Consider the following 25,962-nt stretch of genomic DNA (forward strand, 5'->3'; position numbering starts at 1 on the left):
CCACCGGCCGACCGTAGCGGTCGCGGTCGAGCTGAAGGCAAGAGACGGGCGCTTCGCCCAGCGTCGCCTCCAGCAGTTGCCGGGCCGCCTCGCCGCAGCGCCACGGCCGCCCCTCCCTGGTGCAGGTCTGCCGCAATTCCGGCGCGTCGATCCCGGCGAGTCGCACATGGGTGCCGGCGATTTCGAGCGTGTCGCCGTCCACCGCCTGCGCCCGCCCGTCCAGACGCTCCTGCCGCGTCAGGACCGCCGCCGCGCCGGCGAGCACGGCGAGGACCAACGCAGCGCGCACAAGATCGAACAGGCGCATGGGTTTGGGGCTCATTGGGCGGGGCGGCGGGCGGCGGGAGCAGCCCGCTCGGCGGAGGATGGGGCGACGGCGTTAACCGGTCGTTAACCGGCCTGCCGCAGGAGTCGGGTCTCACGGTTTCCGTCAGGCCAGGGCCCTTTTCCAGGCCCCTGCGCGAAGGGCTCCCGCCGCATGTCCGGCCCCCTCTGCCCACCGCTCGACGACACCCGCCGAACCGAGCCGGCGGGGCCGGCGGAGGGATTCGCGGCGCCGAACGGGGGGCGGCACGGCGCCCTCCTCCTCGCCTTGCTGGCTGCCGCCGGTCTGGCGCTGGCGGGCGGCAGTCTCTCCGGCTTCACCGGCGCGCTGGCAGGCGGCGCGGCGGGCCTCCTGGCGCTGGGGCTTCTTGCCCGGCGCACCGCGCGGCTCGAGGCGGCGCTGAAACGGACGCAGGCCCGGGCCGATGCAGCCGAGGCCGAGAGCCGGCAGGCCGCGGCCGAGAGCCTCGCCAAATCCCGCTTCCTCGCCGAGATGAGCCACGAGTTGCGCACCCCCCTCAACACGGTGATGGGCTTTTCCGAGATGATGGCGGAGGAGGTGCTCGGCCCCCACCGGGTGCCCGCCTATGGCGGCTACGCCCGTGACATCCACGCGTCCGGGCGGCACCTGCTGGCGCTCGCCGACGATCTCCTCGACCTCGCCCGCATCGAGAGCGGCCACCGCACGCTGGTAGAAACGCCGGTGCGGCTCGACCGGCTGGCCGAGGAGTGCCTCGCCATGGTGCGGCCGCAGGCCACCGCGCGCGGCATCGCCCTCGGCGCCGAAAGCTCGCCGGACGCACCACGCCTGTGGGGCGACGAGCGGGCGCTGCGGCAGATCGCGCTCAACCTGCTGGCCAATGCGGTCAAGTTCACGCCCGCCGGCGGCTGCGTGCGCCTCCTCGTCGGCATCGGTGCGGACGGCGGGGCGTTCATCGCGGTGGAGGACAGCGGGCCGGGCATCGCCGACGACGAACTGCCGCTGGGCGCTGCCCATCCGCGCGAGAGCCGGCTCGATCTTGCCACCGGCCGCGGCGCCGGACTGGGCCTCGCCATCGCGCGCGGGCTGGCTGCCTTGCACGGCGGCAGCCTGGAACTGACCCGCCGCTCAGGCGGCGGCACGCGGGCGCTGATCCGGCTCCCGGAAGGGCGCACCCTGCCCGCGGCTTAAGGTGGACTCAGGCCTCGGCGACGCCCGCCTCGGCGAAGGTCGCCATGCCCCGGTGGCAGGCCACCGCCGCCTTCACCACACCCACCGCCAGCGCGGCGCCCGAGCCCTCGCCGAGGCGCATCCCGAGATCGAGGATGGGCACGAGGCCGAGGCGCTCCAGCAACATGCGATGGGCCTTTTCCGAAGAGACATGGCCGGCGAGGCAATGATCGAGGGCCGAGGGATCCATGGCGTGCAGCACCGCGGCGGCGGCGGTGACGACGAAACCATCCAGGACCACCGGCACGTTCTCGTGCCGGGCGGCGATGATGGCGCCGGCGATGGCCGCCACCTCGCGCCCACCGAGCCGGCGCAGCACTTCCAGAGGGTCCGCGAGATGATCCTTGTGGAAGGCCACCGCCGCGCGCACCGCCTCCACCTTGCGTTCGAGCACCGCGCCGGTGGAGCCGGTGCCGGCGCCCACCCAGTCCTCCGCCGTCCCGCCATAGAGGCCGTGGCACAAAGCGGCAGCGATGGTGGTGTTGCCGATGCCCATTTCGCCGAGGCACAGCAGATCCGAGCCGCCGGCGATGGCCTCCATGCCGAAGGCCATGGTGGCGGCGCAGGCCTTCTCGTCGAGGGCGGCGTCCTGCGTGATGTCCGGTGTGGGATAGTCGAGGGCGAGGTCGAACACCCGCAGGCCGGCGTCGAACGTGGCGCAGATCTGGTTCACGGCCGCCTTCCCCGCCGTGAAGGTCGCCATCATCTGCTTCGTCACCGCGCCGGGATAGGGCGAGACGCCACGCTCGGCGACGCCGTGGGTGGCGGCGAACACCGCCACCATGGGGCGGTTGACGGTCGGCATGGCGTTGCCCTGCCAGGCGGCCAGATGGGCAACGATGGCCTCGAGGCGGCCGAGGGCCCCTGGTGGCTTGACCAGCTGGTCCTGCCGGGCGAGCGCCGCCTCCCGCGCGCCCTCGACGGGGCCAGGCATGGTGGCGACCAGATGGCGGATGTCGTCGAAGGGCGAGCCGGAAGCGGGAGGATACATCGGGACGCAGCACCTGTGGGCGCCGGGCACGCGGCCGGGCGAAGGACGTGGCGCTCAATAGAGCGCGCGCCCCGATCCCGCAAATGGGGCGGCGTGCAGCCCCGGCCGGCTCAGCGGTCCGTCTGGGCCTGTGCCACGTGGTCGCGCAGTTCCTGGAGCGAGGCGAAGCGCACCACGCCGTCCGGCAGCTCGGCCTGGATCGAGCCGTCGGAGTAGAGGGTGTAGGCCATGCCTCCGACGATGCCGGACTTCAGGATGCGGGGCTCCTCGGCGTCCCGCCGGGGCGCGGGCGGCGGCGGGGCAGGAACGGGGGGAGCCTCGGCGGGCGCGGCGCGGGCGGGACGCGACGGGGGCTCGTAGCCGGTGCGCGGGCGCGGCGGGGCCGGCGGGGCGGCGGGCGCCTCGGGCGCCGGCTCGGCGCGGCGCTGCAGGCGCTGGCGGCGCGCCTCGACCATGGGGTCGGCGCCTTCTGCGCCCTCGGGACCGCCCAGCAGAGGTGAGGCGGGCAGCGCGCGCTGCCGATCGCGGACCGGCGGGGAAGGCGGGGCGATGGGGGCCTCCGCACCTCTCTCGTCGCCGGGCGGGACGAGATCGTCCACCGACAGGCGCGGCGCCGAGCCGCGGGCGGCGGGGGCGCGGGCGGGCGGCGGGGCGGACGGGGCGTGGGCCTCCTCGCCCCCCTCCGCCGGATAGGCGCGGTCGATCTGTCGGGTCAGGCGCTCAAGCTGGCGCAGCACCAGCCCCATCGCCGTGATGACGAAGCCGCCCGATGCCGCCACCGCGCCGGTGGTGATGAGGGTGTTGCCGAAGGTGGACACGAAAATCGACACGCCGAGCGCGATGACCGCGAGCCCGGCCAATGCGATCAGAACGCCGAGAAGGACCAGGAACCACCACATCGCGCACCCCACTTCCGCTTGCCGGCCGCAGCCGCTCTACACCAAGGTGGTACCTCGCCGGGAAAATCGGCTGCTTCAAGGTTGTTTGATGGCGACGGCCACCCTATCTAGGTGCTCGCTCGGACATGTCGTATACCCGGTGTGGCGCCGGGGCAGCGATTTCGCCCCGGGCATGACGCCGGATAGATTGCGGAGATGTTTCATGTCCTTCACGCTGCCCGACCTGCCTTATGCCTATGACGCGCTCGCGCCCTACATGTCGCGCGAGACCCTGGAATACCACCACGACAAGCACCACCTCGCTTATGTCAATAATGGCAACAATCTCCTAAAGGGAACTGAATTTGAAGGAAAAACCCTTGAGGAGATCGTGGTGGGCTCGTTCGGCAAGAACGCCCCGCTCTTCAACAATGCCGGCCAGCACTACAACCACCTGCATTTCTGGAATTGGATGAAGCCCAACGGCGGCGGCGCCATTCCCGGCGAGATCGAGAAGAAGATCATCGAGGACATCGGCTCGATCGATAAGTTCAAGGAAGACTTCATCGCCGCCGGCGTCGGCCAGTTCGGTTCGGGCTGGGCCTGGCTCGCCCTCAAGGACGGCAAGCTTGTCGTCATGAAGAGCGCGAACGGCGAGAACCCCCTGGTGCAGGGCGCGACCCCCATCCTCGGCGTCGACGTGTGGGAGCATTCCTACTACATCGACTACCGCAACCGCCGCCCGGACTACCTGAAGGCGTTCGTCGACCACCTCATCAACTGGGACTACGTGGCCGAGCTCTACAGCAAGGCGGCCTGATTGAATTCCGCCTCCCGGCCTCGGGCCGGGAGGCGCTCAACCGGCGCAAGAAACCGGGCGCCTGGACTTACTTCTTGGCGGTGATCGACTCTGCCCCGCAAGAAAAACGGCGCACCTTTCCTTGGGACGCTGTGACCGGTTTGCCGCAATTCCACACGAAAACGCCGCAACCTTTTGCAACGCACAGCATAATTTTGTTGCGATCTCCGGCTACTCGATCTTATCTGTGACGCTCACCAGCGCCTGCGGTATGATATTGACATCAACCTAAGGTCGAGGGGATCGGGGGCAGTTCCCTGAGCGCGCGTCTGAAGTATTGGGTGGTTGGGGTCCTCCTTTCATGTCGTTCCATGAGATCGAACGTCGGCCGGGCGCGATTGCGGACGCGTGCGCCATGGTCCTCATCGCTGGCGTGGCGGTGATCGCATCCCTCACCTATTCGGACTACGGCCTCGGCTGGGACGACTTCACCCACTCCCAATACGGCGACCTGCTCTACGCCTATTTCGCCTCGGGGATGACCTATCGGAAGGTCTTCTCCTTCGTGAACCTCTATTACTACGGCGGCGGCTTCGACCTTGCCGCAGCGGCCATCGCCAAGGCCCTGCCCTTCGTGGATGTGTTCGACATCCGCCGCCTGCTCGGGGCGCTCGTCGGCATCATCGGCTTCTTCCTGGTCTGGCGCGCCGGCCGTCGCCTCGCCGGCCCGTGGGGCGGGCTCGCGGCGCTCGCGCTGCTCATGATCTGCCCGCTCTATTACGGCCACATGTTCATGAATGCGAAGGACGCGCCCTTCGCCGTGGCGGTGGCCGGCGTGATCTATGCGCTGATCCGCGCCTTCGATGAATTCCCCCAGCCCTCGCCGCGTACCGTCACCCTCTTCGGCCTGTTCCTCGGCCTTGCAGTGGGCACGCGGGTTCTCGGCCTGCTGTGCGGCGTGTATCTGGTGGCGGGGCTGCTGTTCGTGCTGGCGGTAGAGAGCGTGAAGCTCGGCGTCGGGCCGGCCCTCGCCCGCAGCGCGCGGTTCGTGGGCCTGCTCACCCTCGGCCTGCCGCTCGCCTATCTCATGCTCGGCATCGTCTGGCCCTGGGGCGTGGCGGAGCCGCTGAACCCGCTGGTTGCACTCAAGTATTATTCCCACTTCTGGGAAGTGCCGTGGCGCGAGATGTTCGAGGGCCGTCCCATCCTCGTGCCCGACATGCCGCGCACCTATGTGCCCACCCTGTTCTCGGTGCAGATGCCCGAGGTCTTCCTCGGTCTCTCCATCGCCGGCATGGCCGGTGCGCTGGTCGCGGCCGTCGTGGGCAAGGACACGCCGGCGCGCCGCGCGGCCCTGGTGCTGGTGCTCACCGCAGCCGTCTTCCCGGTGCTGCTCACCGTTGCCACCCGCCCGGTGATGTACAACGGCGTGCGGCACTTCGTGTTCGTCACCCCGGCGCTGGCGCTGCTCGGCGGCTTCGCGGCCGCCTGGATCTGGCAGCAGACGCAGCGCCTGCCGCGCCTCGCACAGGGTGCCGTCGCAGCGGCCTTCCTGGTGGGCTTCGCCCTGCCGGCGCTCGCCTTCCGCAATCTACACCCGTATGAATACACCTATTACAACCGCTTCGTCGGCGGCATTCAGGGTGCGGACCGCTTGTTCATGCTCGATTATTGGGGCCTCGCCTTCAAGCAGGCCACCGAGGAGCTGGACGAGTACGTCGAGCAGCACCGCCGCACCCTGCCCCAGGGGCGCAAGCTGCGGGTCGCCGTCTGCGGCCCCCATTTCGCCGCCGCCGCCGAGCTCGGCCCGCGCTACGAAACGACCTATGACGGGCGCGACGCGGACTTCTACATGCGCCTCGGCGAGTTCTATTGCGCCGACGTGCGGGCGCCGCTGCTGGTGAAGATCGAGCGGGAAGGCGTCACCTACGCCACCGTCTACGACGTGCGGGGCCGGCCCTTCCCGAGCGTTTTCGCCGCCGGCCAGTAGCGGCCGTCGCCTTCTTATTCCCCAACGCAAAAAGGCCGGGCTGTCGCCCGGCCTTTCCGCATCCATCCGCGCGCCGCCGCCCCCCGGAGGCGGCGCGGGACGAAGCTCACTGCGCCTTCAGCAGCTCCGGCACGTCCAGCAGGACGAACTCGTTGTCGTCGTTCTTCTGCGGGATGCGGCCTGCGGAGTACGGCAGGTTGTTGTCGTTGCCCACCACGATCTGCGTGGGGCTCACCATCACGACGTTCTCGATGGTGAAGAAGGGCATGTCCAGCACGCCTTCGGTGCCGCCCTGCTTCGCCTTGCCGTTGGGATCCTTGATGGCGAGGAGATCGATGTAGCCCACCTTGCGCACCGGCTGGCCGGCGGTCTCGGGCGAGAACGCCACCTTGTACACCCGCTTGAACTGCGCCGGCTTGTCGAAGCACGTGGGAGCCGCCTTGCCGTCCGTGCAGGCCTTGAAGCGCGTGCCTTCCAGATTGTCGCGCTCGATGATGAGGGCGTGGGTGTCGTCGATCATGTTGAAATCGCCGATGGCGTTGCCCGCCACCGCCAGGGGATACTTCCAGGAGCGGCCGGTCCACTCGCGCTTGGCAATGTCGAACTCGACAATGCGCAGCACTTCCGCCTCGCCAACCTTCTCCTTGCCGCCGGTGGCCGCATCGAACAGCGGGCCTTCCAGCAGCGCATAGAGCTTGGTCTTGTCGGGCGAGATCGCCATGCCCTCGAAGCCCTTGGACCGCGCGGCGCTGAACGCCACTTTGCCGTCGGGCGCGGAGGGGGTGGTGAGCGCCGGGTGGTCAGGCGAGCGCACCACCTTGCCGTCCACCTTGGTCTCGAACACCTGCTTCACCTTGCCGTTCAGATCGGTCTCGATGAGGAAGGGGCCGAACTCTTCGCCGAACCACAGGCTGTCGCCGGCGACCTGGATGGACTCAAGATCGAAGTCGGAACCGGTGAGGTAGCGGGTCGGGCTCGCCTCCATGACGATGGGGAAGCGGACCTTCTTGTCCGGGTCGTGCAGGAAGAGCGTCGACACGCGCTCGATCTGGCCGGCCTTGAAGTCCATCTTCAGGTGGTGGGCCATGAGCATGGTGTCCGGCGAGTTGGCCTTGGAGCCGAAGCCGTTGTCGGTGAGCACGAGGAAGCGGCCCTCGCCCTCGTCCACGATGCCCGAGAAGCCCTGGACAGGCTGGCCCTCGAACGGCAGCGACAGGCCGGTCTCGCGGGGCGCGCTCTTCTCGGACAGGACGCTCACGCCCTTCACGCTGCCGACGCCGTCGATGCGCGTGCGGTCGGCGGTCGTGAACTTGCCGGAGACCTTGAGGGCCTCGGGCGCATCCTGCGGCGCCGGAACGAAGCTGGCGGCAGGCAGGACCACATGGCCGGCGAGCACGGCCGGAAAGGCGGCGCCTTCCGACGCGGCGGCCGAGGTGGCCGGGTTCGCCTTGTCCTGGGCCGAGGCGGAAACGATGAGGGCGGGAAGCGCAATGGCAGCTCCGGCGAGGAGCGCGATCGTCAAGGATTTCAGCGTGCGCATGGAATGCCTCCTGAAGGTCCGATGCGCGCCCCACGTGCCCCGCAAGCCGTAACGCTCCGGCGACAGCTCAACGACGTTTGCGTGACCGTAGGGCAGTCGCGCCCCATCGGCGCGGCTCAGATCCAGCGCAGGCGCCGGAATGCCCACAGAAGCACGAAGCCCAGAATCAGCAGGAACAGGCTGAGGGCCCAGAAGGCGGCGGGATCATCGTTGCCGGGGATGCCGCCCACATTCATGCCGAACATGCCTGAAATGAGCGTCATAGGCGCGAAGACCACCGTCACCACGGCAAGCACGAGCATGGACTTGTTCATCTGCTCGGCCCGCGCGTCCACCATCTGGTCGCGGATGACCGCGGCGCGCTCGCGCACGCTGTCCAGCTCTTCCGAGAGGCGCGCCACCCGGTCGGCGGCGTCGCGCAGGCGGTTCCTGTCCTTCGGGCCCATCCAGGGGTCGTCTTCCAGCGCAAAGTGGTTCAGCGCTTCCCGCTGGGGGGCGATGTGGCGGCGCAGCTTGATGGCGACGCGGCGCAGCACCGCGAGCTTGGGCAGAAGCTCCGAGGTCTCGATGACGAGCACCGCGTCCTCCAGCTCGTCCGCCTCGTCGATCAGCGTGTTCACCACCGCATCCATGCGCTCCACGAGCCGCATGGAGAGGTCAGCGACGAACTCGCCCTGGGTGCGCGGGCAACGGCCACGGGCAAGCGCGTCGTCGAGATCGGAGATGGCCGACAATGCGTCGTGCTGCACCGAGATCACCCGGCGCGTGTCCACCCAGAGATGCACGTTGATAAGGTCTTCGGGCAAGGCGTTGCGCTGGAGGTTCACGCCTCGCAGGGAGAGCAACGCGCCCTCTGCGAACATCACGCAGCGCGGGCGGCTCTGGTCCTCGCCCATGCTGTCGACGGCGGTGGGATCAAGGCCGCTCGCCCGCCGCAGCCAGGTCTGCGGCGCCCGCGGCAGATGGCGGAAATGCAGCCAGACAAAGCCGGTGTCGGGCTCGGCCGTGGCGAACGCGGCGTCCTGCGTCAGGCGGGTGGCGCCACCCTTGCCGTCGAACAGCCAGGCCGAGACCAGACCTTCCGTGTCGATGCTTGCAGAAAGGCTTGCCATGGCGCGTTCCGTCGCAGCTGTCACGTGCCTTCCTCGCACGATTGCGCGACGCAAAAAAGTGGGCGCGCAGCGTCACCCCCGCCGTCAGGCGAGGACGTCGAGGATGCGCACCCAGCTGCGGGTCCCCTTGTGGAACGAGGTGAGATCATACTTCTCGTTGGGGGAATGGACCCGGTCGTCGTCCAAAGCAAAGCCGATGAGCAGGGTATCCACACCGAGCCGGTCCTTGAATTGGCCGACCACGGGGATCGACCCGCCCGAGCCGATGGTGACCGGCGCCACGCCCCATTCGCGTTCCAGCGCCGCGGCGGCCCGGGTGAGGTTCGGGCTCTCCGGCGGCACGAGGAAGGCGCGGGCGCCTTCGCCCCAGTGGAACACCGCACGGCAATCGGCCGGCACCCGCTCGGCCACGAAGGCCTCGAAGCCGGCGCGCAGCTTGGCCGGGTCCTGATCCGCCACGAGGCGGAAGGAGATCTTGGCGGTGGCGCGGGCGGGAATGATGGTCTTGGTGCCGGCGCCGGTATAGCCGCCAAAGATGCCGTTGACCTCTAAGGTCGGCCGCGACTGGATCTGCTCGATCACCATCCGATCGCTCTCGCCGGACGACACGGACAGCCCCACGGGCTTCAGGAAAGCCTCGGCGGTGAGGCCGAGCCCCGCCCAGCGGGTCCGCACCTCCTCCGGCAGTTCAAGCACGTCGTCGTAGAAGCCTGGCAGGGTCACCCGCCCGGAGGCATCGTGCGCCTCGCCGAGGATCTGGGCGAGCACATGGATGGGGTTGCGTGCCGCACCGCCAAACAGGCCCGAGTGCAGGTCGCGGTCAGCGCCCTCAATGGTCAGCTCGGTGTGCAGGATGCCGCGCAACGAGGTGGTGATGGAGGGGGTCCGCGGGTCCCACATGCCGGTGTCGCAGACGAGGGCGACGTCGGCTGCGAGTTCACCGGCGTGGGCAGCGAGGAAGCCGGGCAGGTTCGGCGAGCCACACTCCTCTTCGCCTTCCAGCAGAACGGTGACGTCCACCGGGAGCCTGCCGAGGGTGGCACGATAGGCGCGCAGCGCCTCCAGGAAGGTGAGGACCTGTCCTTTGTCGTCGCAGGCGCCGCGGGCGACGATGGTCCGCCGCCCGTCCGGCGTCTCGCCGAGGCGCGGCTCGAACGGTGGCGTCTCCCACAGGTCGAGCGGGTCCACCGGCTGCACGTCGTAATGGCCATAGAACAGCACGCGGCGCGGCGCGCCGGTGTCCGTGCGCGCCACCACCACGGGATGCCCGGCGGTGGGATGCACGACCGCCGTGAAGCCCAGATCCTCAAGGGCACCCGCGACCCATTCCGCCGCAGAACGGCAGGCCGCCTGATGGGCGGGATCGGTGGAGATGGAGGCGATCCTGAGGAAGGAAAAGAGCCGGTCCAACGATCCGTCGAGCCCGTCGTCCACGGCCTTCAGCGTCAGATCAAGCCGGGCCTCGTCCAGTTCCGCCATCGCACCCTCCGTCGCGGGCCGCAGGCCCCCGTTCGCGGCAGCGATGCTGGCGGGACAACGGCGGAATGGCAAGGCGCCAAACGCCGCCGCGACGCGCAACAGGGGCGTCATCCCGGCGCGGGCGCCGGGGGAGTCTAGGACCATCCGCTCGGCGCAGGCGCGCCGGGTTGCAGTCAGCTTACGGTGACGAGATCGGACGGCTGGTTGGCCGTGGCCGTCGCGGGACGCCCGAGGCGGCGCGCCCGCTGAAGCACGGAGCCGATGCGGCGATAGAGCAGCCGCGGCGCCACCGGGGCGCCAAGGGCGGCGTCATATCCTGTCCGGCCGGCGATGCGCACCAGCTGCTGGGCCGGCACTTCCGCCACGAGGACGGCCGGGATTCCCGCGCCGAAGCGGAAGGGATTGGCGGGGGCATCCTCAGGGTCGTCCACCTGCACCACCAGCACATCGGCGGTGCCCTGCGAGGCGAGATCGTTCACCTCGTCCACGGACGCGACCTCGCGCACCGAGCCCACGCCGAGCGCGGACAGGGCGAGACGCGTCGCCTGGCGACGTTCCATCTGAGAATCTACGAGAACAATGCGGGCAGTCGGCAACACCTTCATGAGGCGCTCCAGTTCGTGGCTCGCCTCGGTCACTCCGGCACGGAGAGATTGTTCGGGCGCGCGCGTTGAGCATCTCTGTCGGCGCGACCCCGCAATCCCGCCGACACACTAGAACCCTACCGCTATGAGCCTCTCGACGCAACCGCTTCGGGTGCGTCGCGCAGACGCCCGCCGAAAGGCCAAGTTCGCGCTTCGATGGCAGTCCGGCTGCGGCGCCTCAGCGGCGGATGCTGCCGAGGATGCCGCGCAGGATCGCCTTGCCGAGCTGGGTTCCGACCTGCGACGCCACAGAGCGCGCCACCTGCCGCACCACGACTTCGGTCGTGGTCATGCGGGTGCTGGAGCTGCGCGTCGTCCCGCCCCGCGCGGTGCCCTGCCCTGCCTTGCCGGTCCGCGTGCCGGCGGGTTTGGTGCCGCCCGTCCGTCCTCCGGTCGCGGTGCCCAGCACCCCGCCCAGGATGCTGTCGAGAAAGCCGCCACCTTCCGATTCGCCCTCGGCGTCCGCCTGTGGCTCCTGCTTCTGCGCCGCGCGGGCCTGGAGCATCTCGAACGCTGATTCGCGATCCACCGCCTGATCGTAGATGCGGCCCACCGGGCTCTGCGCCATCACCGCCCCGCGCTCCTGCGGGCTGAGCGGCCCGATGCGGGCGGACGGCGGGCGGATGAGCGTGCGCTCCACCATGGACGGCACGCCGTTGCCTTCCAGCATGGAGACCAACGCCTCGCCCTTGCCCAGCTCCATGATGACCGTTGCGGTGTCCAGATCGGGATTGGGACGGAAGGTGTCGGCCGCCGCCTTCACCGCCTTCTGGTCGCGCGGGGTGAACGCGCGCAGCGCGTGCTGCACCCGGTTGCCGAGCTGCGCGAGGACGCTCTCAGGCACGTCCAGCGGGTTCTGGGTGACGAAATAGACCCCCACCCCCTTGGAGCGGATAAGCCGCACCACCTGCTCCACCTTCTCCAAAAGCGCCTTGGGCGCCTCGTCGAACAGCAGGTGCGCCTCGTCGAAAAAGAAGACCAGTTTCGGTTTGTCCGGATCGCCCACTTCCGGCAGGTGCTCGAACAGTTCCGAGAGCAGCCACAGCAGAAAGCACGAATAGAGCCGCGGCGCGCCCATGAGCTTGTCCGCGGCGAGGATGTTGATGGTGCCGTAGCCGGAACGATCCACCCGCATCAGATCGGCGATCTGGAGCGCCGGTTCGCCGAAGAACTTGTCGGCGCCCTGATTTTCCAGCACGAGCAACTGGCGCTGGATGGCACCGACGCTCTGGGTGGAGACATTCCCGTAGGTGGCGGTGAGGGTTGCCGCATTCGCCGCCACGTCGGCGAGCATTGCCCGCAGGTCCTTGAGGTCGAGGAGCAGAAGCCCCTGCTCGTCGGCGATGCGGAAGACGATGTTGAGCACGCCCTCCTGCGTCTCGTTGAGCCCCATGAGGCGCGACAGCAGCAGCGGTCCCATCTCCGAGATGGTGGCGCGCACCGGATGGCCCTGCTCGCCGAACAGGTCCCAGAACACCACGGGGAAAGTATCGGGCGCGTAAGCGATGCCCACCTCTTCGGCCCGCTTGAGCAGAAAGTCCTTCGCCTCGCCCTGCGCGGCGACTCCGGAGAGATCGCCCTTGATGTCCGCGGCGAAGACCGGAACGCCAGCCCGCGAGAAGCCTTCCGCCAGCACCTGAAGCGTAACGGTCTTGCCGGTGCCGGTGGCGCCGGTCACGAGGCCGTGGCGGTTGGCGAGATGCAGGGTGAGGAACTCTTCCTTGGACGAAGTGCCCGCGGCGGCGGCCTCGCTGCGGCCAAGGAAGCTGCGGCCGATGAAGATGCGTCCTTCCCCATCGGGATCGCCGCTCGACGTGACGGAACCGGCGGGCGCCTTGCTTCGAGGCGTGGTTTTGGGACCGGTCGGGGACGGGCGGTTCGCGGGCGGCGGGCTGGCGGGTGGGCGGGCCATGGGATCCTCGCTTCGGCGGTTCCTCGCCTCGGCGCATGCTCCAGCCGAATCGGTGGGGCGCCGCGGGTCTCGTCGGTGCGGTGTTTTCGCCCGCCGGGGCACCCTCGGCAAGCAGATTGCGGTGCAGGGGCGGCTTGCGCAAGCACGCGCGGCCCGGCAATGTGCCGGGCGTCTCGCCTGCGATGCGGCGCAAGGAGATGAGATGGACGAGCTGATCGCGCGACTGAGCGAGCGCGTCGAGGTGGATGGCCCGACGGCCACGGCCCTCGTCGCGATCATCATCCAGTTCCTCGCCCGGGAAGCCCCCGCCGAGGCGATGGCGCCGCTCTACGCGACCCACCCCTGGACGCGCACGCTCGCCGATGCCGGCCCCGCAGGGGAAGCCACCGCCCTCTCGGAACGGCACTTCGGCGGCATGGCCCGCCTGATGGACGTCGCCGACCGCATGATGGCGCGCGGCCTGACCATGCCCCAGGTGCAGATCGCGGTCCGCGAGACGGTAGAATATGCCCGCGAGACCGTGGGCGCGGAGCCGGTGGAGCGGCTGGTGCGCTCCGTTCCCGGCCTCACCCACGTGGTGTGAGCGAGCTTCGCTGTAACGATTGACTCCCGCTACGGTTGTGGCCTGATCTGAGCGACCGGCGGCCGACAAGCCGGAGTTTGGAGGGGGTACGCATGTCCTATCCCATCATCACCATCGAGGGCATCGGCGCGGCTTTTGCGGAAAAGCTCAAGGGTGCCGGCATCACCACCACCGAGCATCTGCTCGAGAGGGCGAAGACGCCCAAGCTGCGCAAGGAACTGGCGGCGGCCATCGGCCTCGACGACAGCCGCATCCTGAAGTGGGCCAACATGGCCGACCTCATGCGCATCAAAGGCGTCGGCGAGGAATATTCCGAGCTGCTGGAGGCGGCCGGCGTCGACACGGTGAAGGAGCTGAAAACCCGCGTCGCGGCCAACCTCACGAAAGCCATGGCCGAGGCGAACGCCGCCCGCAAACTGGTGCGCGCGCTTCCCACCGAGTCCATGGTGGAGAAGTGGATCGCGCAGGCGAAGGAGCTGCCTGCCATCCTGACCTATTGATACCGCGGGACGCGCGGCCCGACCGCGAGCGCCGGGCGCCGGAAGGGCCCCGCGACCGCCCGAGGCCTTGAAAACCGCGCGCCCTGCCCGTAAAGAGTGCCCTCGTGCCGCGGTAGCTCAGCTGGTAGAGCAACGCATTCGTAATGCGTGGGTCGGGGGTTCGAATCCCTTCCGCGGCACCATAAAATCAAAGAATTAGCCAGAGCATTGCGCCGCCTCGGCTTTCCGTGTCAGCAGAAGGTGCCAACCGCAGTTGGCCGCGCCTCCGAGTCGATAATGCCCACCGAAACCAGAATCACCGCGAACCTGAAAAGTTCGCCAGTTGCTGCCCTCCTAGGGCGCCGGACAGCCGTCAAGCCTTCGCGCAGCTGTTGAGTTGGCGATAGCAAACGCGGCCGCTCCCGCAGAGGCCGCGGCGGAAGGCTCGGAAACCGTTCAAGCGCCCGCACCCGTGACATTGATGCTATTCGATGGCCCCCCTATGAAGGTGCCAGCGAAGCCGCCCCGCGAGTGGCGTTTCGGTGACTCGTGGGACGCCCTGCTGAAGTTGGCTATGAATGCTCCGACGGAGACGTCGAAGAAAGCGCTCGCCACGACGGGTGTCGGTCGCCTGTCGGAATTGCCGCAAGCCGCTACGGGGAATATCTTGATGCCCTGGGCGATAAATGGCCGCCCTTCCGCGCCGCGCTGGATCAGTCGTGGCGCGCCGTCTTAAAGCTTAGGCACGACGGAGCCGCCCGTCGACCGGCGCGGCTCCTGCCCACCATTAGAAGCAAGCGTCAGGCGGCAAGCGCCTTGTCGCCCACGATGGCGCGCACGCCTTCGGCCAAAGCGTGGATCGCTTCGGCAAAGAACGGCTGCGCTAGGCAATCGATGGTCTCAGTAAGCGAGTCCAACCGCGCGACATCCTCTGCGCCGACCCTGCCCCTTGCTGCAGATGCGGCAACGGCCTCCAGGTCGCGCCGGGCATCCGTTGCGGCCTCCTTGACAAAATCCGGCGCGTTGGCCGGAAGCACCGGACAAAGCCGTCGCTCGTGTTCGCGCCGTCGGCGCCGGCATTTATATTACACTTCAACTATCTATTATCATTTTTTACTCAAAACAACATGCTGTGCCCGCTCCCGGCACCCACCTGCCCCCGGCCCGCGCGACCCCCACTCTCCGTGGGAGGCCTTTCGCCTTGGGCCAGAGCCGCGCAGGCGCGCACTGACTATCGGGCGATGTAAAATCCCGTGGATCGGCATTTTTTAATATAAATTTCGTGTACAACTGCTGACACACCTATTGAAACTTTTATACCGGCATGAACGTTAGATAAAACAAGTATACGCTTAAAATTCATAGCATATTAACTTGTGCGTCGCCCATATGGAGGCTATGCTTTTCCTGAGGCCGAATTGCCTTTTTTGCCGACATCGCCCGCTAAAAGCGCATCTGCGCGCGGGATCAGGGGAGTGTCGGGAATTTTGTGTGGGGGCGGCGGGTTGAAGATCAGGCCGCCATGGCCTTTATGAAGCGCTCGCCGAAGATGACTGCGAACTGCGCCTTTGCCCTCGCCCATTCACGAGGTGCCATCTTCCACTCCTTTTCGGTCCGGTTTAAGACCAGGAAGAGGAGCTTCAGGGCGGCCTCGTCGGTGAGGAAGTGCCCCCCGGCTCGCACGGCGCGGCGCAGCTTGGCGTTGAGCGCCTCAATGGCATTCGTGGTACAGAGGATGCTGCGCACCTCGGCGGGGGAAGACATAGAACGGCGCGACCTTGGTGCAGGCCCGCCGCCAGCTCTGGGCGATGGCCGGATAGCGCCGGCCCCAGGCACTGTCCTCGAAGGCCGTGAGCGCCGCCTCGCCGGCGGCCGCATCCACGGCTCGATAGATGTCCTTCAGCGCCGCTGCGACGGCCTTGCGGTCCTTGTACGACACGAAGTCCAGGCTGTGGCGCAGCAGGTGGACGATGCAGGTCTGGACCACCGCTTCGGGGAACACCGCCCGGATCGCGTCGGGAAAGCCCTTCAGGCCGTCGACCACGGCCAGCAGCAGGTCCTCGACACCGCGGTTCCGAAGCTCGTTTATAACGCGCAGCCAGAACTTGGCGCCCTCGTTCTGCTCCAGCCACAGGCCGAGGATCTCCTTGGCGCCATCGGCGCGCACGCCGAGCGCGATGTGGACCGCCTTGTTGCGCACGATGCCCTCGTCGCGCACCTTGACCCGCAGGGCATCAAAAAACACCAGGGGATAGACCGGATCGAGCGGCCGGGCCTGCCACGCAGCGATCTCCTCCAGGACGGCGTCGGTGACGACGCTGATGAGGTCGGGAGAAACCTCGATGCCGTAGAGCTCGCGCAGATGCCCGACGATCTCCCGGGCGCTCATCCCTCGGAGTCCCGGTCTGGTAGCTGAACGGTCTCGACCGCGATCGTTGCGCGTCCCGTGCGGTCGTTTTCGTTGGGCTGTCATCTCGCAGCGCTTTCGTTTTAGGCGGGGGCACGCGCAGGCCTAACAATAGGCCTCGGCGTGCCGTCGTCATGGGTCGCCACTGAGCATTCGCCCACGCTTCGGCACCTCGGTTGCGCCGGCGGCGGATGCAACAGGGTGGCCGAATTTGGTCCTGGGGCCACGCCGTTGTCGCGGTGGGACCAACGTGCCGTGTTCGCAGGCCTTCGGCGAGGAGGCCCTCGGCTCCAGATCCCGTTTGGCCTGCGCCCGGCCCGAACGACCATCGCGCCCAAGACTCCGGCGGCTTCTCTCGCAGACGCCGCCGCCCGACACCGTCATGGCGGCGGCGTCGCGATCGGGGCATCCGCCCCCCCAGCGCATTCGCTGGGGTCATGGGAGGATGCCGAAATGCGATGGGTGATCGGCGAGGCGAGGCGATAGCTTTCCGGCTGAGACGGAGCGGCAGTCACGGAGCGCTGCTTTCAACGGGGTCCGACATGGGGAACAGTGCGCTCGGCATCTGCCGGCCGAACCGGCTGGCGCGCAAGCTGAAGCGAGGCGAGGACGGCCTCGGGGTCGCCATGCGCCTCGCTTCCGAGACCGTCGTGGAGGTTGCCGGCACGGTGGGTTGCGATGCCGTCGTCGTCGATCTCGAGCATGAGGGGCTCGGCATCGCGGCCACCGCGGCGATGATCCGCACGGCGAGCCTCGCGGGCATGACGCCGCTCGTGCGCATCGGCCGCCACTACGAGGCGCTGGTCGATCCCCTGCTCTCCGCCGGCGCACAGGGCTTCTGCCTAGCCCGGGTGAAGCGCCGCGACGACGTGGACCGGCTGGTCGATGCCATCATGTACCATCCAGCGGGTCACAGGACCTTCTACGGCATCAGCCGCGCCGCCGCCTTCGGCCACGGCATCGACGAGGACAATTGGGCGCAAAGGTCCAACGGCGAGATGTTCATCGAGATCGTCATCGAGGAGGCGGAGGCGCTCGATCATCTCGACGAGATCCTGACCCATCCCCATGTCTCGGCGGTGCAGTTCGGACCCAAGGACCTGCGCCAGTCGCTCGGCATGCCGCCCATGGAGACGGTGACGGCCCTTGTCGCGGAGGTGACGCAGGAGGTCCGCGCGCGCGGACTCTCGCTTTCGCGCAGCCTCGCCGCGCCGCTGGCCCCGCCCGCCACGCGGGCCGCCGACCCGCCCGCGCCGAAGCCGCCGGGGGACCTGTTCGTGGCCAATCCCACCGGCATCCTGGTCGACGCCCTCTCGCGCATGGCCTCGAGCATCCGGCGCGAGCCGACTTAGCCCCGATGCGGAATCGGCATGGAGCCATCTCGTTTCATTGTTGGTGGCGCGACAGGGCGGTCGATACGCTCCCATGAAAAGCCGAGAGCTGCCATGAAGAATTCCGACCGGCCGGGACGTTTTGCAAATGCCATAGATTGCGACGTCCACAACTCGATACCATCTGCCAAGGTCTTATATCCTTATCTTTCCGAATACTGGCAGGATTTCATGGACGAGGCAGGCCGTCCGAGCCTCGAGACCAATGCCTATCCCGCCAACAGCGCCATCGCGGCGCGCCCGGACGCCCGCGCCGCAGACGTGCCGCCGGGGTCCGATCCGGACACGCTCATCGCCCAGGTGCTCGACGCGCCCGGCAGCCGCCGCGCCATCCTCAACTGCCTCTACGGCGTCCACGCGATCTACAACGAATACTGGGCGGCGGCGCTCGCCACCGCGGTCAACGACTGGATGGCCGCGCACTGGCTCGCCCGCGACCCGCGCCTGTCGGCCTCCATCGTCATCGCGCCGCAGAATCCGCAGTCCGCCGCCGAGGAGATCGAGCGGCGCGCCGGCGACCGGCGCTTCGTGCAGGTGCTTTTGCCGGCGCGCACGCTGATGCCGCTGGGTCGGCGGTTCTACTGGCCCGTCTACGAGGCCGCGGCGCGCCACGGCCTTCCGGTGTGCATCCATGCGGGGGGCGGCGGTGCCGGCCAGCCGCCCACCGCGGCCGGCTGGCCGACCCATTATGTGGAGGAGTATCTCGCCGTGGCGCAGGGCTTCCAAGGGCAGTTGGTGAGCCTCGTCACGGAAGGCGTGTTCGCCAAGTTGCCGGCACTGACCGTGGTGTTCGCCGAATCCGGCTTCACTTGGCTGCCCGCGCTCATGTGGCGGCTCGACAAGAACTGGAAGGGGCTGCGGCGGGAGGTGCCCTGGGTCGACCGCCTGCCCTCCGAGATCATCCGCGACCACCTGAAGCTCACGCTGCAGCCGCTCGACCAACCCAATGAGCTTCGCCGTCTGGTCGAGACCCTGGACCACATCGGCTCAGACGAGATGCTGCTGTTCTCGACCGACTATCCGCACTGGCAGTTCGACGACGAAGGGCCGCTGCCCCTGGACCTCTCCCCCGAAGCCGAGCGGAAGCTCCTGTTCGCCAACGCCGAAAGGACGTACCGCTTCCATGCTTGACGAGGTTAGAGTGCGGCCGGCCCGCCCCGCCCGCATCAAGGCGCGGCAACCCTTCATCGACTGCGACATCCACAACTACATCCAGTCCGACACGGTGCTGCTGAGCTATCTCGATCCGAAGTGGCACAACCATCACCGCAGCTTCGGCCCGCGCTCCAACCCGGTCGTCGCCTTCCACGGCGCGCCATATCCGCGGCTCGCCGGCGTGGGCAAGCGCAAGGATGCGGCACCGCCCTCTGGCCTCACCGCCGGCGCCGACTTCGGCTTCTTCAAGGCGCAGCACCTCGACGCGCTGCCGGTGGAATACGGCATCCTCAACTGCCTCTCGCGGGTCGGCGACCAGCTCAACAGCGCCTATGACGCGGCCCTCGCCCGGGCCATGAACGACTGGCAGTCTGCGGAGTGGCTCGCGGCCGACGACCGGCTGCGCGGCTCCATCATGGTGCCCTATGAGGACGCCGACCTCGCCGCCGAGGAGATCTGTCGCATGGCGGCGGACCCGCGCTGCGTCCAAGTGCTCATCAAGCCGCGCACCCGCGAGCCCCTGGGCCGCAAGCGCTACTGGAAGATGTTCGAGGCGGCGGAGAAGTGCGGCCTGCCCCTCGGCATCCATTTCGGCGGCTACAGCCAGAACCCCATCACCCCCAGCGGCTGGCCTTCCTTCTACATCGAGGACCACACTGCCATGTCGCAGGTGTTCCAGGCGCTCATCGTGAGCCTCGTGTGCGAGGGCGTGTTCGAGCGCTTTCCGGGCCTAAAGATCGTCTGCGTGGAAGGCGGATTCGCTTGGCTGCCCTCCCTCATGTGGCGCATGGACAAGCACCTCAGGAGGCTCGCCGACGAGGTGCCCCATGTCACGCGCCGCCCCTCGGATCTGGTCCGCGAGCACGTCCGCTTCACCACCCAGCCCATGGAGGAGGCGCCGGACCCCCGCCACATCCTCCAGGTGATCGAGCATTTCGAATCCGACGACATGCTCATGTTCGCCACCGACTATCCCCACTGGGACTACGACAATCCGGACCGGGTGCTGGAGAAGCTGCCCGGGCCGCTGCGGCGGAAGATCTTCATCGACAACGCCCGGGCCTTCTACGGCCTCGAGCCGAGGGCGGCCTGAGCCATGGCCCCCTACGTCATCGCCCGCATCAGGGATTTCGACGCCATGGACCGCGTCATCGCCAGCGTCGCCGGCCGCTCCATCGGCGTGTTCAAGGTGGGCGGCGCCTTCTTCGCGGTGCGCAACCAGTGCCCCCATGCCGGCGGCCCGCTGTGCCTGGGCGACCGCGGCGGCATCGCGCGCTCGAGCGAGCCGGGCACCTTTGACTATTCCCGCCGCGGCGAGTTCCTGCGCTGCCCCTGGCATTCCTGGGAGTTCGACCTGCGGACCGGCAAGAGCTGGTTCGATCCCGAAAGGGTGCGGGTGCGCGCCTACGAAACTGCCGTGCTCGACGGTGACGCGGTGCTGGCCTGCGAGGCCAAGGTTTCCGACGGGGCAGCCTCCGAGGCGGAGGGGCGCGAGCCGGGTCCCTACCAGGTGGAGACCTATCCCGTCAGCGTCCACGACGATTATGTCGTCGTGGAGATCTAGGCGAGGCGGCCATGCGCGAGACCGGCACATTCGGCGCGGACGACCATGGTACGATCGATCCTGGCACGGGCGAACCCGGCGCGGTTAATCTTGGCGCGGGTGACGGCGAGGTCCGGGACATCACCATCATCGGCGCCGGGCCGACGGGCCTGTCGGCCGCCTTCTGGGCCGGCATGCGCCGCGCCTCCTGCCGCATCGTGGATTCGCTGCCGGCCATCGGCGGCCAGCTGACCGCCCTTTATCCGGACAAATGGATCTACGACGTCCCCGGCTATCGCCGGATCAAGGCGCGGGAGTTGGTGGAGCGGCTGGCGGAGCAGTCGCTCGGCCAGTTCGCCACGCCCGTTCACCTCTCCACCACGGCGCTTGCCGTGTCGCGGCGCAGCCACCCCGCGAATGGGCAGGTGGTGGCGGTGGAGACCTCTTCGGGCATCTTCCTGTCGCGCGCGGTGATCGTCGCCGCCGGCCACGGGGCGTTCACGCCACGCCCGCTGCCGGGCATCGACGCGGAGAAGTGGACCGGCCGCGGCCTCACCTTCTTCGTGCCGGACAAGGCGCGCTTTGCCGGCCGGCGGGTGATGATCGTCGGCGGCGGCGACAGCGCCTGCGACTGGGCGGTGGAGCTGAAAGACATCGCGCGCGACGTGGTGCTGGTGCATCGCCGCGAGCAGTTCCGCGCCCACCAGCACACGGTGGACCAGATCGGCGCGGCGGTGGCCGAGGGCAAGGTCCGCCTCGCGGTGCCCCGCGTGGTCAAGGCCATCGACGGCGAGCGAACCATCACCGGCGTCACCCTCGCCCCGGCGAGCAAGGGCGGCGCGCCGAGCCGCCACGATGTGGACGACCTCATTGTCCAGCTCGGGTTCGTCACCGCCCTCGGCCCGCTTGCCTGCTGGGGATTCCGGGTGGAGGACGGCAGCATCGCCGTCGACGAGCGCATGTGGACCGGCGTGCCGGACATCTTCGCCTGCGGCGACGTGGCGACGCGGCCGGGCAAGATCAAGCTGATCGCCACCGGCCTTGGCGAGGCGGCATCGGCGGTGGCCCACGCCATGGCCGCGATCCGCCCGCAGAGCGAGCTCCAGCCGGAGCATTCCACCACCGCCGGCCTGCCCGGCGTCACCGCACCCGCAACAGCCACGAGCCCGGCATGACCTACGTCATCACCAGCCTTTGCATCGGCAGCAAGGATACCTCCTGCGTCGAGGTCTGCCCGGTGGACGCCATCCACCCGGCGCCCGAGGACGAGCGGTTCGACGATATGGAGCAGCTCTTCATCGATCCCGGCCTGTGCATCAATTGCGACGCCTGCCGCACGGTCTGTCCGAACGAGGCGATCTACGCCCGCGCGGCGGTGCCGCCGGAGGAGGCGTCCTCGATCCAGCGCAACGCCGCCTTCTACGCCTGAAGCCGCCGGGGGACGAGCCTTGTCATAGTGCGACGCCCGCGCAGAACCGCGGCGGCGAAAAAGAGAGAGCCCCGGCGACGACTGGGGACGCACAGAATCCGACGAGAAGCCCGCCAAAGGGCACGCGGACGAGGAAACGCCAACACCGCCTCGCACACAGGGAGGAGCGGCCGTGAGCACACGCACGCCTATCGATCGTCGCAGGGTCCTCGCGGGCCTGTGCGCAACAGCCATGTCGGCCCCCGTCGCGGCCCGCGCCGGCACCACCGCCGCGTGGCGCCCCTCCGGCGCGGTGCGCATGGTGGTGCCGTTCTCCGCCGGCGGCATCACCGACATCATCGCCCGGCTGCTCGCCATCTACATGCAGCAGAAATGGAGCCAGCCCATCGTGGTGGAGAACCGCACCGGCGCCGGCGGCGTGCTCGGGAGCCTCGACGTGGTGAAGGCGGCGCCGGACGGCCTAACCCTCCTGCTCGGCAGCACCGGGCCGCAATCGGTCGCTTACAGCCTGTTCCGCAACCTCAAGTACAGACCCTCCGACCTCACCCCGATATCCAACATCATCACCGGCTCCAACATCGTGATGATGAACAACGCCGTCCCGGCGGGCAGCGTGCCCGAGTTCATCGCCTGGGCGAAGGCCAACAGCGGCCGCCTCACCTATGCCTCCGCCGGCATCGGCTCCATGACCCACCTGTCCACCCTCTGGCTGTTCAACCTTCTCGGGGTGCAGGCGACCCATGTGCCCTACCGCGGCTCGGCCCCCGCCGTGACCGACCTGATGGCCGGCATCATACCCATGTTCGCCGATAATCTCTCCAACGGCATCGAGTTCGTGCGGGCGCGCAAGGTGAAGGGCATCGCCGTCACCTCCGCCGCGGCCAACCCCTATTGCAATCTGCCGCCGCTCAAGGGCGCCGTGCCGGAACTGGACCGGTATGTGGTGGATACCTTCTACGGCGTGTTCGGGCCCGCCCGCATGCCGCCGGAGGTAGTCGAGGAGATCAACCTCACCGTCGGGGAGTTCCTCTCCCAGGACGCGGCCAGGAAGAACCTGGAGGTGTGGGCGGCGACGCCGGCCTGGGCGCCGCCCGCCCAGACCCTCGCTTATGTGGATGCCGACATCAAGAAGTGGAAAGAGGTGATCGAGGCGGAAGGGCTGAAGCTCGACTATTGAGCAGGACCGTGATCCGCGAGGACTTTGCGGCGGGGAGAAGAACGGGCACGGCGCGGGGAGGCCGGCCCGTTCGCTCTTCGCAATTGCGGGAAGAGGATAGCTTTATTCATGTATTTCCACGATCGCGTACGCCTGCATTGCGATGTGGCTGTCGGCTGGGGTGAAGCAACGCGCCGGTGCAGCAGCACGGAGCATTTCCCCGATTCCGCAAAACGGCGAAATGTTCTAGAACTACATGCATGAATCTGAAGCAGCTGCGCTACGTCGTCGAGATCGTCCGGAACGCCAACCACCTCTCTGCGGCGGCCGAAGCGCTGAACACCTCGCAGCCAGGAGTGAGCCGGCAGATCCAGCTTCTGGAGGCGGAGCTCGGCTTCGACATCTTCGTGCGGGTGAACAACCGCTTCACCGGCCTCACCGAGGGCGGCGAGCACGTCTTCGCCATCGCCCAGCGTGCCCTCGCCGAGGTGAACGCCCTGCGCGCGCTCAAGGAGGACATGGGCGCCGGCGGCACCGGCAACCTGATCGTCGCCACGACGCATACCCAGGCGCGCTATTTCCTTCCTCCCATCATCGAAGGCTTCATCGAGCGCCATCCCAACGTCCGGGTGACGCTGAAGCAGGGCGACCCGTCCAGCGCGTGCGAGCTGGTCGCGGCGGGCGAGGCGGACCTCGCCCTCGCAGCGGAGCCGGTGCGCGTCTTCCCCCATCTCGTCTGCCTCCCCTGCATGGAAATGCGCCGTTCGGTGATCGCCCGCGCTGGCCATCCGGTGCTCGACGTGCCGGAGCTCACCCTGGCGGAGATTGCGCGCCACCCCATCGTCACCTACGACCGGCGCTACAGCGGCCACTGGATTGTCATGAAGGCGTTCGGGGCGGAGGGGCTGGAGCCGAGGATCATGCTCAGCGCCGCCGATGCCGACGTCTGCAAGGCCTATGTGGAGAGCGGCCTCGGAATCGCCATCCTGTCCTCGCTGACCTACGACGTCAGGCGCGACCCCGAGCTCAGGATGCGGGACGCGAGCCATCTCTTCCCGTCGAGCGTGGTGAACATCTCGCTGCGCGCCAACACTCAGGTACGGCCCATCATCCTTGACTTCATACGCGCCGTGGCGCCGCACCTGACGCCGCGCGTTGTCGGCGAAGCCATGCTGGCCGCGAGCTTCTCCGCCGCGCGATCGGGCTGACCCGTGAGCGGCGGGCGGCCTATTCGCGCAGCAGACGGCTCATCGCCTTGAACTGGGGTGTGCCGGCCCGCCGCGCCCACTCAAAGGCGACCATCTCGGAGGTCGTCACCTCGATGCCGGCGAGATGCAGGCGGCCGAACGCGCGACTGGCGTCCTCCGGGCGGCGGGAGCCGACAGCGTCCGCCACCACATGCACCTCGAAGCCCGCCTGCTTGAGCCCCATGGCGGACTGGAGCACGCAGACGTGGGCCTCCATGCCGGCGAGGACGAGCTGGTTGCGCCCGCTCGCCGCCAGCCGCCGCAGCACCGAGGGCTCGGCGGTGACGCTGAAGGCGAGCTTTTCCATCACCCCGCCGCTCGGGATGAGGCGGGCGAGCTCGGGCACGGTGGCGCCGAGGCCCTTGGGATATTGCTCGCTCGCGAGCACTGGGACGTGAAGCAGGTCGGCCGCCCGCAGCAGCAGGCTGGTTCGCGCGACGATGCGCTCCGCCTCGCCCACGACCGCCACGAGGCGCTCCTGGATGTCGATCACCAGCATCAGCGACCGGGACGGCGACAGCAGGGTCACGACCGCCTCCTCCCCCCGCTCACGCGATGGCGCCGCAGGCGCGCAGTCGCGCCGTCTCCTGCGGCGTGAAGCCCCAGTCGGCGAGGGCCGTGTCGGTGTCGGCGCCCGGCTCGGGAGGCGGCGCCGGCCGATCCGGGACCGTGCGGCTGAAGCGGGGGGCGGGCGCCGGCTGCTTAACGCCGGCAATCTCGATGAAGGTCTCGCGGGCGACGAGATGGGGATGCGCCATGGCCTCCCCGATGGTGAGGACGGGAGCGACGCACACATCCTTGTCCGCCATCAGCTCCAGCCACTGCGCCCGGGTCTTCGAGCGGAACGCCTCGGCGAGGCGCCGGCGCAGCTCGGGCCAGCCCGACCGGTCGTGCTGGGCGGGCAGGCGCGCCGGGTCGAGGCCGAGCAGGCCGAGGAGCGTCGCATAGAAGCGCGCCTCGATAGCGCCGACCGCGACGAGGAGGCCGTCGGCGGTCTCGTAGCAATCGTACCAGGGTGAGCCGCCGTCATAATGGTTCTCGCCGCGGCGGTCGCTGATGAGGCCGGCGGCATACATGCCGTGCACGCTGGCGAGGATGGAGGCGACGCCGTCCACCATGGCCGCGTCCACCACCTGCCCCTTGCCCGAGCCGCGCGCCTCCAGCAGCGCGCAGACAATGCCGAATGCGAGATACATGCCCCCGCCGGCCATGTCGGCGAGGAAGTTCTGCGGCGGCGACGGCAGCTGGTCCTGCCGGCCGATGGCGTGCAGCGCGCCGGCAATGGCGAGATAGTTGATGTCGTGCCCCGCCGCCTGGGCGAGTGGCCCCTCCTGTCCCCAGCCGGTGATGCGGCCGTAGACGAGGCGGGGATTGGCTTCGAGGCACACCTCGGGGCCAAGGCCCAGGCGCTCCATCACCCCTGGGCGGAAGCCCTCGATCACGGCATCGGCCCGGCGCACCAGCCGCAGCACCGCCTCGGCCGCGCCGTCCGCCTTGAGGTCCAGGGCCACTGAGCGGCGGCCGCGGTTGAGCGTCGCGAACCGAGTCTCGCGCCTGAGGCCGAGCTCGGCGCCGTCCCTGCGGTCGAGCCGCAGCACCTCGGCGCCCATGTCCGCCAGCATCATCGCGCAGAACGGGCCGGGACCGATGCCACCGAACTCGACGACCCTGAAGCCATGAAGCGGACCCACGC

Annotated in this window: 22 protein-coding genes, 1 tRNA gene and 2 pseudogenes; 14 read left to right on the forward strand and 11 right to left on the reverse strand. The window is 68.6% G+C overall.

Annotated features, from left to right (window positions below; all coding sequences use genetic code 11):
• Positions 1-46: 46 nt before the first annotated feature.
• Positions 47-322: pseudogene (locus tag ABLE93_RS26975) on the reverse strand (thermonuclease family protein); the annotation flags it as partial.
• A 156-nt stretch (positions 323-478) separates the two neighbouring features.
• On the opposite strand from ABLE93_RS26975, the gene ABLE93_RS10120 reads away from it, so the two are divergent.
• Entirely contained in the window at positions 479-1,495 is a 1,017-nt protein-coding gene (locus ABLE93_RS10120; protein WP_348839661.1) for a sensor histidine kinase, read from the forward strand.
• Positions 1,496-1,502: 7 nt separating this feature from the next.
• On the opposite strand, the gene cobT is transcribed toward ABLE93_RS10120, so the two are convergent.
• Positions 1,503-2,525, reverse strand: coding sequence for a nicotinate-nucleotide--dimethylbenzimidazole phosphoribosyltransferase (gene cobT, locus ABLE93_RS10125; protein WP_348839662.1), 1,023 nt, complete (start codon positions 2,523-2,525; stop codon positions 1,503-1,505).
• Between the two features lie 110 nt (positions 2,526-2,635).
• Positions 2,636-3,424, reverse strand: a complete 789-nt coding sequence (locus tag ABLE93_RS10130; protein WP_348839663.1) for a hypothetical protein — start codon at positions 3,422-3,424, stop codon at positions 2,636-2,638.
• Positions 3,425-3,626: 202 nt separating this feature from the next.
• Here ABLE93_RS10130 and ABLE93_RS10135 point away from each other — a divergent pair, with 202 nt between their 5' ends.
• Both ABLE93_RS10135 and ABLE93_RS10140 read left to right on the forward strand, forming a co-directional pair.
• Complete coding sequence (locus tag ABLE93_RS10135; protein ID WP_348839664.1) at positions 3,627-4,223, forward strand: superoxide dismutase; 597 nt, start codon at positions 3,627-3,629, stop codon at positions 4,221-4,223.
• Between the two features lie 394 nt (positions 4,224-4,617).
• Entirely contained in the window at positions 4,618-6,192 is a 1,575-nt protein-coding gene (locus tag ABLE93_RS10140; protein WP_348839665.1) for an ArnT family glycosyltransferase, read from the forward strand.
• A gap of 106 nt (positions 6,193-6,298) precedes the next feature.
• On the opposite strand, the gene ABLE93_RS10145 is transcribed toward ABLE93_RS10140, so the two are convergent.
• From ABLE93_RS10145 to ABLE93_RS10165, 5 genes are all read right to left on the reverse strand, one after another.
• Positions 6,299-7,732 (reverse strand): esterase-like activity of phytase family protein, encoded by a 1,434-nt coding sequence (locus tag ABLE93_RS10145; RefSeq protein ID WP_348839666.1) that lies wholly within the window; start codon positions 7,730-7,732, stop codon positions 6,299-6,301.
• 116 nt (positions 7,733-7,848) lie between these two features.
• Entirely contained in the window at positions 7,849-8,844 is a 996-nt protein-coding gene (locus tag ABLE93_RS10150; protein WP_348839667.1) for a zinc transporter ZntB, read from the reverse strand.
• 84 nt (positions 8,845-8,928) lie between these two features.
• Positions 8,929-10,323: a M20/M25/M40 family metallo-hydrolase gene (locus ABLE93_RS10155; protein ID WP_348839668.1), complete on the reverse strand. Its 1,395-nt coding sequence runs from the start codon at positions 10,321-10,323 to the stop codon at positions 8,929-8,931.
• Between the two features lie 173 nt (positions 10,324-10,496).
• Positions 10,497-10,883, reverse strand: a complete 387-nt coding sequence (locus tag ABLE93_RS10160) for an ANTAR domain-containing protein (protein WP_348839669.1) — start codon at positions 10,881-10,883, stop codon at positions 10,497-10,499.
• Positions 10,884-11,145: 262 nt separating this feature from the next.
• Positions 11,146-12,879: a helicase HerA-like domain-containing protein gene (locus ABLE93_RS10165; RefSeq protein WP_348839670.1), complete on the reverse strand. Its 1,734-nt coding sequence runs from the start codon at positions 12,877-12,879 to the stop codon at positions 11,146-11,148.
• 202 nt (positions 12,880-13,081) lie between these two features.
• On the opposite strand from ABLE93_RS10165, the gene ABLE93_RS10170 reads away from it, so the two are divergent.
• The 3 genes from ABLE93_RS10170 to ABLE93_RS10180 all read left to right on the forward strand — a co-directional run bounded on the left by ABLE93_RS10170 (position 13,082) and on the right by ABLE93_RS10180 (position 14,144).
• Positions 13,082-13,462, forward strand: a complete 381-nt coding sequence (locus ABLE93_RS10170; RefSeq protein ID WP_348839671.1) for a hypothetical protein — start codon at positions 13,082-13,084, stop codon at positions 13,460-13,462.
• Between the two features lie 92 nt (positions 13,463-13,554).
• On the forward strand, positions 13,555-13,962 hold the full coding sequence (locus ABLE93_RS10175; RefSeq protein WP_348839672.1) for a DUF4332 domain-containing protein: 408 nt from the start codon (positions 13,555-13,557) through the stop codon (positions 13,960-13,962).
• A 106-nt stretch (positions 13,963-14,068) separates the two neighbouring features.
• Positions 14,069-14,144 (forward strand) — tRNA-Thr (locus ABLE93_RS10180).
• Between the two features lie 1,309 nt (positions 14,145-15,453).
• Here ABLE93_RS10180 and ABLE93_RS10185 read toward each other — a convergent pair.
• Positions 15,454-16,369, reverse strand: a pseudogene (locus ABLE93_RS10185) (IS256 family transposase); the annotation flags it as partial.
• 521 nt (positions 16,370-16,890) lie between these two features.
• On the opposite strand from ABLE93_RS10185, the gene ABLE93_RS10190 reads away from it, so the two are divergent.
• The 8 genes from ABLE93_RS10190 to ABLE93_RS10225 all read left to right on the forward strand — a co-directional run bounded on the left by ABLE93_RS10190 (position 16,891) and on the right by ABLE93_RS10225 (position 24,230).
• Positions 16,891-17,700, forward strand: a complete 810-nt coding sequence (locus tag ABLE93_RS10190; protein WP_348839673.1) for an HpcH/HpaI aldolase family protein — start codon at positions 16,891-16,893, stop codon at positions 17,698-17,700.
• A 93-nt stretch (positions 17,701-17,793) separates the two neighbouring features.
• The gene (locus tag ABLE93_RS10195; RefSeq protein WP_348839674.1) at positions 17,794-18,870 is read left to right on the forward strand and encodes an amidohydrolase family protein; all 1,077 of its coding nucleotides are present in this window, start codon (positions 17,794-17,796) and stop codon (positions 18,868-18,870) included.
• Positions 18,863-19,987 carry an amidohydrolase family protein gene (locus tag ABLE93_RS10200; protein ID WP_348839675.1) on the forward strand — a complete coding sequence of 375 codons (1,125 nt, stop codon included), beginning with the start codon at positions 18,863-18,865 and terminating at the stop codon, positions 19,985-19,987. The genes ABLE93_RS10195 and ABLE93_RS10200 overlap by 8 nt, the downstream gene beginning before the upstream one ends.
• Before the next feature lie 3 nt (positions 19,988-19,990).
• A complete protein-coding gene (locus ABLE93_RS10205) occupies positions 19,991-20,458 on the forward strand; it encodes a Rieske (2Fe-2S) protein (RefSeq protein ID WP_348839676.1) in 468 nt (155 codons plus the stop codon).
• An 11-nt stretch (positions 20,459-20,469) separates the two neighbouring features.
• Positions 20,470-21,612 (forward strand): NAD(P)/FAD-dependent oxidoreductase, encoded by a 1,143-nt coding sequence (locus ABLE93_RS10210; RefSeq protein WP_348839677.1) that lies wholly within the window; start codon positions 20,470-20,472, stop codon positions 21,610-21,612.
• Positions 21,609-21,866, forward strand: a complete 258-nt coding sequence (locus ABLE93_RS10215; RefSeq protein ID WP_348839678.1) for a 4Fe-4S dicluster domain-containing protein — start codon at positions 21,609-21,611, stop codon at positions 21,864-21,866. The genes ABLE93_RS10210 and ABLE93_RS10215 overlap by 4 nt, the downstream gene beginning before the upstream one ends.
• A gap of 172 nt (positions 21,867-22,038) precedes the next feature.
• Complete coding sequence (locus ABLE93_RS10220; protein WP_348839679.1) at positions 22,039-23,043, forward strand: Bug family tripartite tricarboxylate transporter substrate binding protein; 1,005 nt, start codon at positions 22,039-22,041, stop codon at positions 23,041-23,043.
• Between the two features lie 239 nt (positions 23,044-23,282).
• On the forward strand, positions 23,283-24,230 hold the full coding sequence (locus tag ABLE93_RS10225; protein ID WP_348839680.1) for a LysR substrate-binding domain-containing protein: 948 nt from the start codon (positions 23,283-23,285) through the stop codon (positions 24,228-24,230).
• Positions 24,231-24,249: 19 nt separating this feature from the next.
• On the opposite strand, the gene ABLE93_RS10230 is transcribed toward ABLE93_RS10225, so the two are convergent.
• Positions 24,250-24,798, reverse strand: a complete 549-nt coding sequence (locus ABLE93_RS10230; RefSeq protein WP_348839681.1) for a hydrolase — start codon at positions 24,796-24,798, stop codon at positions 24,250-24,252.
• 19 nt (positions 24,799-24,817) lie between these two features.
• On the reverse strand, positions 24,818-25,960 hold the full coding sequence (locus ABLE93_RS10235) for a CaiB/BaiF CoA transferase family protein (RefSeq protein WP_348839682.1): 1,143 nt from the start codon (positions 25,958-25,960) through the stop codon (positions 24,818-24,820).
• Positions 25,961-25,962: the final 2 nt, after the last annotated feature.

Origin of the sequence: Xanthobacter pollutisoli (assembly GCF_040044995.1) — a bacterium.
In the GTDB taxonomy this organism is placed as follows: Bacteria; Pseudomonadota; Alphaproteobacteria; order Rhizobiales; family Xanthobacteraceae; genus Xanthobacter.